Source organism: Meiothermus cerbereus DSM 11376 (genome assembly GCF_000620065.1).
GTDB lineage: Bacteria > Deinococcota > Deinococci > Deinococcales > Thermaceae > Meiothermus > Meiothermus cerbereus.
On the sequence record NZ_JHVI01000007.1, the window covers coordinates 26160 to 37484 of the forward strand.

Here is an 11325-nt window from a genome sequence, read left to right on the forward strand (position 1 = left end):
TTGACATGCGCAACCCAGGCCGGGTCTGGTCTTTGTGAAAATCCCTCCGGCGCCGGCAAGAGCCTACAGCGAGCCCAGCTTGTACGCCCCCCAAAACAAAATGCCAGCCAGCAAAACACTCAAAAGCAGCCCTGTGCCCAGGCCCATCTGGCTTACCACAAGGCCCACCAGCACCAGAACCCCGCTCACCAGCCACACCACCGCCACCGTCTTGGCTGGGTCTTGCAGGTAAAGCTGGTCGAGCCGGTCGTAGGTGTGGTCACGATCTCCGTCAAAAATGGGCTTGCCCCGGCGCCAGCGTCGGATAATGCCCGCAGCCGTGTCGTAAAGGGGAAAACCCACCATAACCAGCGCTGCCAAAAAAGTAGCCCAGCCCTCACTCGCAGCCACCAGCAGCAACATGGCCAGCAGATAGCCAATGCTCAAGCTGCCGCAGTCGCCCATGAAAGTTTTGGCTCGAGGGTAGTTCCACAGCAAGAAGCCCAGCAGGCTTCCGGCCAGCACCACCGTCAGACTGGCCTCGGTTGAGCTTTGCCACAGCAAGATGGCCATCCCCACCACCGAAATAAGGGCATTGCCGGCAGCCAGGCCATTCATGCCGTCAATCAGGTTGACCGCGTTGGACATCAGCGGCACCAGCACCACGCCCAGCACCAGTCCCAGCCCGCCCAAAGGCTCCCAGAAGTGCAGGCCCAGCCCAAGCCCTGCCACCAGCTCGGCCAGCAAGCGCAGCCTGGGCGAAAGGCCGAAACGGTCGTCCAGGGCACCCGTAAGGGCAATAACCAGCAATCCCAGTAAAGCCCAGCCAGAGACCGCCTGGGTGTAATAACCCCAGACCAGCACGCTGGCCACAATCCCTACACCGCCAAAGCGCGGGGTGGGCATGGCATGAATCTTGATTGCCCCTGGCCGGTCAACAATACCCAGGCGTCGCGCAATCGGAATGCTTAACCCCACAAAAACAATAGCTGTTAGTGTCGCCAACAAAGCCAGCAGCAGTTCATTAAACATACACGTCCTTCCGTTTTCTGCGGGTTGGGGCCCCACAAGCCCCCTGCCTTCTAAAGAATAGGGGCCTTGTGAGAAGAGGCATGTTTGTTTGCCACTTGCCGATAAGCCTCCACAGCATAAGGGTGTGACTTGTCGCGTTACTTTTCTAAAGATGCACTTAACGTTGCTCTGAAAAAACTCTTTGCTTGCTCCTATATGGTCTGTAACGGCTGAGGTCGGGACGGTACTTCTTCCTGTTCCAGCCAGGGTAAACCAAACGCCTTTACCCAAGGAGCTATGCCCAATGAAACAATGGTTCTTCCTTCTGCTGGTTGGGTTGTTGGCGGCCTGCGCCACCGACGGTCAGGTATCACCCCCCTCCTCTTCTTCCAACCAGAGGCCCAGCCTACGCATCCTTAGCCCATCCAACGGGGCCACCATCAGCGGCACCGGTACCAGGGCCGAGGTGAGCGTTAGCGACGACAAGGCCGTCACCCGCCTGACCCGCCAGGTGAATGGTGGTTCCGAACAGGACATCTCGATTCAACCTACCCAGAGTGGCAACATCATTTTCTGGATTCCGCTGGTAAGCGGTAACAACACCGCGGTGATCAGGGCCTACGATGCCGAAGGTCTGAGTGCCAGCGCCACCCTGAACCTACAGGTTGGAAGTTCGGGCAGCGGTGACGCAGGTGGTGGTTCAGGTGGTGGCACAATTGGTGCCGACTACGGCGGCTACACCCTGCCCAACGGCCCCACCTACTACGTAAGCCCCAGCGGCAGCAACGCCAACGACGGCTCACGCGAGCGCCCCTGGGCCACCCTCTCCTTCGCCGTCCAGAAACTCAAGCCCGGCGACGTCCTGCGGGTGCTCCCGGGCAGCTACAACGAGTCCGTGCAGGTTACTGTCTCCGGTACTGCCTCCCAGCGCATCACCATCGCCTCTGAATCCCGTTGGGGTGCCAAACTCAACGCCCAGGGCGCCCTCTTTGGCATCGACGTGCGCGGCAGCTATGTAGACGTTGTCGGCTTCGAGGTAACCGGGGCCAGCAACAGCGGCATCATCAGCTGGGCTCCCTACAACCGCTTTCTCTTTAACCACGTCTACGGCATCAGGGCCCAGTGCGACAGCAATGGCGGGGCGGGCGTCAACATGAGCTCACCCGACTCGTCCGATGGGGTCATGCTGGGCAACCTGGTGCACGATATCGGCGACCTTTCAGCCGGCTTTTGTACCCGCATCCACGGCATCTACCAGGGTGCCCCCCGCGGCATGGTACAAAACAACATCATCTACCGGGCTCGAGGCTTTGGCATTACCACCTGGCATGCCGCCACCGCCGTTACCATCAGCAACAACCTTTCCTTCTCCAACCTCTACGGCGGCATCTCGGTGGGCTCGGGCGACAACACCCGCGGCTACAAAGCCGAAAACTTCCTGGTAGCCAACAACATCGTGGTGGGCAACCCCCGCGGCATCAGCGAGGAGGGCAACACCGGGGTTAACCGGTTTGTTAACAACCTGGCCTGGAACAACGCCACCAACTGGCGTCTACAAACCAGCACCCAACAGGGCAGCCTGAGCCTCGACCCCGGTTTTGTGAACTATCAGCCGGACGGCAGCGGCGAATACACCCTGCAAAGCAGCAGCCCGGCCATCGACAAAGGCATCAGCGAGCGGGCCCCCGCAATTGACTTCCAGGCCCGGCCCCGCCTCCAGGGCTCCGCCCCCGACCTAGGCCCCTTCGAGGTGCGCTAGGGTAGGCTGGCATCCCGCAGACGCACCACCTTGGCCTCCGAAGGCACCCCCCGGCCATCCAGCACATAGAGCTGGTAGAAGCCGGGGGTTGCCAGGTTGGCGCTGGCCGGAGCGGTTACCTCAAGGCTGTTGGGGCCGCTGCGGGTAAAGCTCAGCTCTAAAAAGCGCTGGCCCATGTTGAAGGCGTGGGTTACCGCGCCAAAGGCCACTATGGTTACCCGATCCACTGCCGAGGCGGGCAGGTCGGTGGTCAGGGTAAAGCTCTGACCGTAGCTGATCCGGTTCGGCGCGGCCTGGATAATCGGACGGCTGGCCGGACTGCCGTCGGCGTTGTGCAGGTAGGGCGGGTAGTAGATCTCGGCGTTGAGCTGGTTGACCTTCTGGGCGTTACCTTTGGTTTTATCGCACTCGGGCGCGCTAGACGGGTCGTCACTCCCAGTCGCCCCGCCGCCCATGGTGATGATGGTGCCGTCGAGCAGCAGCAGGGCGGTGGAGTGGTAGGTGCGGGGGCACTTGGCCTCGGCGGCCCGCTTGAAGGTCTCGGTTCTGGGCGACCAGATCTCGCTTTCGTAGACCGCCGTTGCGTTGCTGAAATTCCACCCATCCTGGTTACCGCCGTTCACAAAGATGCGCCCATCGGGCATCAAGGTGGCGTTCAGGTGGGTGCGCTTGTGGGCCATCGGGGGCACGTCCCGCACTCTAGCGTTCTGGTTGCCGGCGTTCAGCTCGATGACCTGGGCCGTTTCGCCCCCTTGTGGGCCAGAGAACCTTTCCCAGCCACCGCCCAGCACCAGAATCTTGCCCGGCTGGTACATCACCGAGGAGCCGTAATAGCGGTTGTAGGTTTGCAAATAATAGTCGCTCCAAGAGCCCGTACCATTGGTATTGAGGTAGTACCAGTATTTGTAGCTTCCCGAGAGAAAAACCTCGCCGTTGGGGGCCACATGCACCCAGGGATAAAAGTGCTCAATGGCCTTCCCAAATGAGTTGGCCGAGGTCAGGCGGCGCAGGGTGTTGGTAAAAGGGTTCCAGACATCGGCAATGTAGTTTTTGTCGTCGTCGATGCCGTTGCCGTTGTGCTGGTCGGCGTTGCCCCCAATGATCAGCATCTCCTCGTTGGGCAGGGTAATCATGCTGGGGTACCAGCGGCCCTGGGTCATGTCGGGGCCTGCGCTCCAGCTATTGGAGCTGGGGTCGAAGATGTTGGTGTGGGTATGCCCTGCTGCAAAGCCATTTTCTTCCCCGCTGGCGCTGTAGTCGTAGCCCAGGTTGCCCCCGGCCAGGTAGAGCTTGCCGTTGGCCGCCAGCACATAGCCCGCACAGAAGAGGTCGGTGCGGGTGTTGTCGTAGCGGGCCTGGCTCTGGGCGTCGGTGGGGGTGCCGGGGGTCCAGACGAAGACCTGGGTCGAGTTGTGCTTGCTGTAGTCGCGGTAGTTATCGCTCTGGCCCTTGCCTACGGGGTCGAGGCCGTGGAAGGTCATGACCCGGCCATCGGGCAGCAGGGCGGCGTGGGTGGCCACGGTGGGCCAGGGCAGCTTGGGGCCAAAGTAGCCGATGCGGGCTTTTTGGTCGCGTACAAAGGCTTCTGGCGGCACGATCTGCTCGGGCTGGCCGGGGTAGGCCCAGCGCAGCTTGATGGCCCCGCGGGCGTCTTGGTTGTAGTACTCCAGCCTGATGGGGTAGGCCTGCCCCCCAGTTAGGCTTACCTGAGCGGTGCGGCGGGTGAGGCCCTGGTCGAACCAGGCGTTAATCAAAAGCTGGTTGTTGACCCATAGCCGCACCCCATCGTCGGCCAGCACGGTAAAGGTGTAGTTTCCGCTGACCGGGGCGGTGAGGAGGCCCGTCCAGCGGATGCTAAAGGTGTCGGCTCCCATGCCCGGCAGGGGAGGCTGGCCGGAGAAGTTGTGGTTGATATCGCTCTCGATGCGGCGGAAGTACAGGCCGGTCAGATCGGGGTTGTCGAAGTATTCCACGTCAAGGCCGTAGTCGGGGCTGACCAGGGGATCGATGACGACAAAGCCTGGCGCTTCAAGGGTAGTTACCTCAAGGACAACCGGCGGGCTGCTGCCACCGTTGTTGCGAGCGGTGAGGCGGTAGGTGTAGTGGGTGCTATACTCGACGCTGCTGTCGGTGTACTGGGGGTTTGTTACGCTAGCCAGCACAACAAAATCGGCGCTGCCTACCCTGCGCTCGAGCACATACACCGAAGCCCCCGGTACCGCATCCCAGCTAAGCACCACCTTGGGCGTGTCGTAGGGGATGGCCCGGAAGTTGGTGGGGGTTGCCGGGGGCCTGGGGACGGTGTTACAAGCGGCCAGGCTCAGCAAAGCCAACACAAGCGCTAATAACAAACCACTTCTCGGAAGGGCTAGTACCTTATTCACCTATCACCTCGTTCATCATTCCCAAATCGCCTTACCGCCCCTCTCTGCAGCAAGTTGATCGCATCGCTAGGCCTGGGGCACAGTTATGGCCCCCTGCTCCTCCTTCGCTTCATAGGTCTGCTGAATCAGGGACTTCTCCCAGCCCAGGTAGTACTGTTTCACGGCATCCGAGGCAGCCCCCTCGGTGAGGTACTTGACGTTGGAGTACATGGCCGCTTTATAGTCGCGCACCTTGCCGCTCTGCAGCGCCTCTATAACTTGCTGGATGCCCTGCTCCACCGTCCATTGTGGCTCAAAACCCAACATATTGCGAATTTTGGAAAAGTCCACGCGGTAGTTGCGCCGGTCGCCGTCGCGCCCCGAGTCGATCAGTTCGGCATCGGGAACCAGTTTCTTAACCAGCTCACCCACCATGCCTAAGGTCATGTTGCCCTCGTTGCTGCCCACATTAAAGGTCTGGTTATGCACGTGCTCCTTGGGGGCTTCCACTGCCAGCATAACCGCGCGCGCCGCATCATCCACGTGCACGAAAGGCCGCCACTGATCGCCCCCAAACACGGTAATTTTCTTCTCCACCACGGCTTTGGCCGTAAGCAGGTTGACCACCAGGTCGAATCTGGTACGCCCCGAGAGGCCATAGATGGTGCCAAAGCGCAGGATGACCACCGAAAAATCGTCGCTCTGGAGCTGGTGCAGCACCTGTTCGGAAGCAATTTTGCTGCGTGCATAGAGCGAGACCGGGTTGAGGTTGCTGCGTTCGTTGAGAATCTGGTCACTGGCCCCGTATACCGAGCAGGTACTGGCGAAGATAAACCGGCGGACGTGCATCCCTTTGGCAATTTCGGCGATGGTGCGGGTGGCTACCAGGTTGATCTCGATGGTGAGGTTTTCGTCAAGGGCACAGGCCGGGTCGCCCACCAACCCCCCCAGGTGCACCACCGTATCCACCCCCCGCATGGCCTCCACCACCTTGTCCACCTGGCGGAAGTCGGCCTGAATGATCTCGAGGTTGGGATGGTGCAACACCTGGGCGATGGGCTCTTTACCAAACAAGAGCAGATCCAGCAGGCGCACCCGGTAGCCCCGCTCGAGCAGCCTGGGCAGCAGCCCGGAGCCAATATAGCCCGCCCCTCCAATCACCAAAATGGTGCGGTCGTCGGCGGTTAGAGGGGGAATGGGGTTGGCCTTGGCCTTGCGCCGGGCCTCGACGCTATCCCAGTAGTGTACCCAGGCCCTCGAGGCCAGGGTAAGAACCAGGGTGAAGAAGCCGCTGGCGAACAACACCGAGCGCGGGGGGTCGACCAGCGGTAACATGAACACGGCAAAGCCAAAAATGAGATAGGCCAGCATAACCGCCTGGGCCACCACCAGCATCTTGTAGCGGCTCTGATAGGCACGACCCCTGGTATAAAAACCACTCGCAGCAAAAACCAAAAACGTAATGGCCATTAAAATGACCACGTTCTCGCCGTAAATTTTGGCATAGGCCCCCAACAGCGCGGCATCGGCTGCGCCACGGTAGGCCCACAGCAGGTGAATCACCATGGCCACAGCAAAACTAGCGGCCACCATGAGCTGGTCTGCCAAAATTCGCAAGATCACATCGGCGGTCAAACGCAACTCCTTCAAATAAACCATGCCCTGCTTCCCCCCTTAGATTGAAGCTTGTTCCATCACCCGTTCGACGGCATCGGCGGCAGCCTGCATATGGGCCGGGCCAAGGGTGGGGTGCACCAGGAACATCAGCGAGGTTTCGCCCAGCTCCTTGGCTACCGGCAACCGTTCGGCAGGCTGCCAGCCCCGCCGGGCAAAGGCTTTCTCGAGGTAAATCTCGCTGCAACTACCGCTCATGCAGGGGATGCCCATCTCGCTCACGGCCTGCATGATGCGGTCGCGGTTCCAGCCGGGCTTGAGCATCTCGGGGCGCACGTACACGTAGTACTTGTAGTAGGCGTGGTACAGGTGGGCGGGCACCTCGGGCACCCGCAGGGCCGGAATCTGGCGGAAACGCTCGCTCAGGTAGTGGGCGTTTGCCCGGCGCTTTTCCACCCAGCCGTCCAGCTTGCGCAGGATCACCCGGCCAATGGCCGACTGCACCTCGAGCATCCGCCAGTTGGTGCCGAAGTCCTCGTGCAGCCAGCGGAACCCCGGCGGGTGCTGGCGGTTATAAACCGCGTCGTAGCTCTTGCCATGGTCTTTAAAGCTCCAGGCTTTATTCCATAGTTCGTCGTCGTTGAGGGTAAGCATACCCCCCTCACCGCCGGTGGTGAGGATTTTGTCCTGGCAAAAAGACCAGGCCCCGGCATGGCCAATCGAACCCACGCTGCGGCCTTTGTACCTGGCCCCGTGGGCCTGGGCGCAGTCTTCGATAACCCACAGGTTGTGCTTGCGGGCCAGCTCCATAATGGCGTCCATATCCGCCGGCCAGCCGGCCAGGTGTACCACAATGATGGCCTTGGTTCGAGGGGTGATGACCCGCTCGATGCTCTCGGCGGTAATCAGGCCGCTGTCGCGATCAATATCGGCCATGATGGGCCGGGCCCCCCGCATCACCACCGCGCTGGCCGAGGCAATAAAGGTGCGCGGGGTGGTAACGACCTCGTCGCCCTCCCCCACCCCCATAGCGTAGAGGGCCAGCTCGAGCGCCACCGTGCCGTTGTGCAGGGCAATGGCGTGCTTGGTGCCTACATAATCGGCAAACTCGCGCTCGAAGAGGCGGCCCTCCTGGCCTGTCCAGTAGTTCACCTTGCCGGACTGAAGCACCTTTACAGCAGCCTCAATCTCGTCGGGTTCAAAGTATGGCCATGGAGCAAAAGGCATGGTGCTGAACGGTTCTTTTAGCATATAAGTGCTCCTTTAGGGGTGCTGCGCCCGAATATAGCAGAAAGTGTAGCGTAGGCATCGTTATGATGGCGTTATTCGGCAGAATTCCCCTCTACTAACCGCAGCGTATATCGCGTTACGCTGAGAAGGGGTTCATTAATGGCACGCAACTCCCGCGTAACGATGCGTATAACGCCCCCTCCAAAAGGAAAGGGGGCTCGAGGGATATCCCCCAAGCCCCCGCATGGGCCCTGCGCTACTTCTTGCTGCCGGAGGTATCGTACTTCAGCACGAAGATATCCTCCTGGCCAGCGTTGGTATAGCCATCCAGGGCGCCCTTGCTCCAGCCGGTCAGGTAGAGGTCGCTGCCGCGCAGGGTAACGGCCAGGGCAATCTCGTCCTGGGCACTACCCTGCTGGCGGGCCCAGCCCATGGTGCCGCTGGCCAGGAACTGCAGGATGAAGATGTCTTGGCCCCCATTGTGGGTCTGGGAGCCGTCCACCGAGGTGTTGACATCCCCCACAATGTAGACGTTGCCCGAGGCATCGGCGGCGATGCCGTAGGGGTTAATCTTGACGGGGTCAGCTGGGTTGTCAGCTGGGCTAAACTGCTTCTTCCAGCCCTCGCTGCCATCCGCAGCAAACTTGGTCACGAACAGGTCGGTGCCGCCGTTGTAGGGGAAGCCCGTCTCATATGGCCCAGCCACGTAACCCGTCACGTACACGTCCGAGTCCACCACTGCCAGGGCGTTGGCGGAATCGCCAAATGGGGTGCCGAATTGGCGCACCCACTGCTGCGTTCCGCTGCTGTTGTACTTGACCACAAAGGCGTCGGTATCGCGCAGCGCCGTCTGGCCCGGCAGTGCTCCACTGGCAAAGCCAGCGGCATAGACATTTCCCGCCGAATCCACACCGATGGCTGTAATTCGGTCGTTGCCGAGGGAACCAAATTGGACGGGCCAATCGGGTTCAGAGGTGGGGGTAAGGTCAAGGTTGTACTTGTACAAGGCAGCGTCATCCAGGCCCGCATTGGTTACACCAGTTTTTACAACTCCGGCAGTATAGCCGCCCAGGTAGAGGCTGGTCCCCTCTACCACCACCGCGTTCAGGCCGTTTTCAGCAGGGCTGGTCTCATCGAGCTTTATGGAGGCAATTCTGTTGCCATCCGGATCGAGCTTCAGCACAAAGCCCTTGAAGGCCCCGCTGGCCGCAACATACGCATTGCCCACCACGTAGATGTTGCCAGCCGCATCGGTGGCCACCCCTTTGGCCTGCGACTCCACGTTGGGCGAGGTGTTGGGGTCGCCCACGGTGAACTGCTTGACCCACAGCCGGGTGCCGTTGGGGGCATACTTGGCCACCACCACGTCCGGGAAGGCCAGGGCCAGCGGACCAACCCTATTGCCCAGCTCGTCTTTAGACAGGCCTGCCACAATCACGTTGCCGCTGGCGTCGGTGGTGATGGCGTTGCCTTTGTCCATCTCGGCAGAGGCCAGCCACTTGGTGTAGGGTCTGCACTCCACCACCAGGTTGGTCACGTTGGCCCCGCTCACGGTTACGCTGCTGGGGGAGACGGTGCAGTTCTGGTCCGGGTCGGTGGGCTGGGTCTGCACGCTAACGGTGTAGGTGCCGTCCTGCACGGGGGTGTCGAAGGTAAAGCTGCCGTTGGCGCTGATGGCCTTGATCTGGGTGCCCAGGGCCAGCACCAGGCCGCTGCCGTTCAGGTAGCGCACCTCAACGCCCACGGTAAAGGTGGGGATGGGTGTCACGTTCAGGGTGGCAGTGCCGCTCTTGCCCCCCGCGCTGGCGGTGATGGTGGCCGTACCCTCCGCCACCGCAGTGGCCAGGCCGTTGTTGTTCACCGTGGCCACGCTGGGGTCGTTCGAGCTCCAGGTAAAGGTCACGTCGGGGATGGTGTTGCCGCTGGCGTCCTTGGCCACCGCGGTAAACTGCTGGGTCTGGCCCACCCGCTTGCTGGCCGTGTCAGGGGTCACCTCGATGGAGTTAATGGTGGGCGCCCCTCCTCCTCCGCACGCAGCAAGGAACAGGGCAGTTAAAAGTAGTAGTAACCAGCGATGGGTCATGGAGTACCTCCTTGAGTTCGGATCTCGGTGATCCTAGAGTTCGAGTGTAGCGCCAAGGCAGGGTTTTACAAGCGTCAAACAAACCGAAGAAACGCGCATTACACCAGGCCTTAACGCAGGCCCGTACCGGTGAGCCCAGTGCTAGTAATACCGCACCCGCCTGGTAGCAACGAGGTATGCCCTTCAGAACTGTGCTGGCCCCTCGGCCCTGGCGATGCGGGCCTCAGGTGCAGACACCCCCAGTCCCGCCAAAGCGTAACGCTGCATTAACGTACGGAATCACACCAAACGGGGTTTTAGCCTGATCCGGATGCCTCAAAAACAGCGTACCCAACAAGGGCACACCCCCACCCCAGCAAGCGTTTGGCTTTATTCCAAACAGCTCGACCGGCGCACACCCCCCCATCCGATACGGTCAAAAAGCACAGGCATGCCGCCTGAAGTGTGCCTCGGCGGGCAGTTTAGCGCGCGGGCAGGCTGCGGTAGAGCAGCTCTTCGCCAATACGCTGGATATTGTCCCGCAGGTTAACAGGCACGTTGGCCGCCCAGTGCCGTGGGTGCATCAAAATTTCCACAACAGAAAGCCGGTTTTCCAGCGCCTCTAAGGGGTCGCCGTCCAGCCAGAGGCTGGGGTACGCGCCATCGGAGTAGCGCCGGGCGTAATGACGGTGCAGGGCCTGGTCGTAGGCCTCGAGCTCGATACCCAGGGCCTCGCGCAAGGACGGGTCTTGCAGCAGCTCGAGGTTGGTTATCCCCAGCCGGCGGTTGAGCCAATCGCCGTGCGAGGCCACGGTGTGCAGTGGCAGGCCGGTAAGGGCCTTCACCCTGCGGTAGTTTTCTGCAAACAAAGCCCGGATGGCCGGCATCCGGGCCTCGACCTCGGCACGGCTCTTGAGGCGGTGAAGCTTAGCATAGGTGGCGATTTCTTCGTAGTGATAGCTGGCCTCGCTGCCAGCGGCGTGAATCTCCTGCATCAGGCCCACATCGAGCGTGGACAGCCTGAAGTAAAACGAGCCCCTGACCTTCATCTCGCGCATCACCTGCCACAAAGCCCGTGTGGTGCGTAAATCGGTGTCGATGTCCAGGCGCAAAACCAGGTACAGACCCTGCCCTAAACCCCCCGCCTTGATCTTTTCCCAGATCGAGGCGATGGAGTGCACCTCGTAGCCCTGGGCCAGGGCCCGCTCGAGCAGCCCGCGCAGTTCGGCCGTTCGGTTGGGCAACAAGAAGTCGGAGTATAACCTGTACCATCCCTGCCGCAAAAGGGCCTTGAATCGGTAAGCAGG

General features: G+C 61.1%; 7 protein-coding genes. 1 reads left to right on the top strand and 6 read right to left on the bottom strand.

Features of this window, described 5'->3' with window-relative positions; all coding sequences use genetic code 11:
- Positions 1-63: 63 nt before the first annotated feature.
- Entirely contained in the window at positions 64-1011 is a 948-nt protein-coding gene (locus tag Q355_RS0102270) for a glycosyltransferase family 4 protein (protein ID WP_027876290.1), read from the bottom strand.
- Positions 1012-1294: 283 nt separating this feature from the next.
- On the opposite strand from Q355_RS0102270, the gene Q355_RS0102275 reads away from it, so the two are divergent.
- Entirely contained in the window at positions 1295-2749 is a 1455-nt protein-coding gene (locus Q355_RS0102275; RefSeq protein ID WP_245597458.1) for a right-handed parallel beta-helix repeat-containing protein, read from the top strand.
- Here Q355_RS0102275 and Q355_RS0102280 read toward each other — a convergent pair.
- From Q355_RS0102280 to Q355_RS15260, 5 genes are all read right to left on the bottom strand, one after another.
- Positions 2746-5085, bottom strand: a complete 2340-nt coding sequence (locus tag Q355_RS0102280; RefSeq protein WP_245597459.1) for a PA14 domain-containing protein — start codon at positions 5083-5085, stop codon at positions 2746-2748. The two genes, Q355_RS0102275 and Q355_RS0102280, sit on opposite strands and share 4 nt — an antisense overlap.
- A gap of 114 nt (positions 5086-5199) precedes the next feature.
- On the bottom strand, positions 5200-6771 hold the full coding sequence (locus tag Q355_RS0102285; RefSeq protein WP_027876293.1) for an NAD-dependent epimerase/dehydratase family protein: 1572 nt from the start codon (positions 6769-6771) through the stop codon (positions 5200-5202).
- 15 nt (positions 6772-6786) lie between these two features.
- The gene (locus Q355_RS0102290) at positions 6787-7977 is read right to left on the bottom strand and encodes a DegT/DnrJ/EryC1/StrS family aminotransferase (RefSeq protein WP_027876294.1); all 1191 of its coding nucleotides are present in this window, start codon (positions 7975-7977) and stop codon (positions 6787-6789) included.
- 235 nt (positions 7978-8212) lie between these two features.
- On the bottom strand, positions 8213-10039 hold the full coding sequence (locus Q355_RS0102295) for an SBBP repeat-containing protein (protein ID WP_027876295.1): 1827 nt from the start codon (positions 10037-10039) through the stop codon (positions 8213-8215).
- A gap of 461 nt (positions 10040-10500) precedes the next feature.
- Positions 10501-11262, bottom strand: a complete 762-nt coding sequence (locus Q355_RS15260; RefSeq protein ID WP_245597460.1) for a hypothetical protein — start codon at positions 11260-11262, stop codon at positions 10501-10503.
- Between the last annotated feature and the right edge of the window lie 63 nt (positions 11263-11325).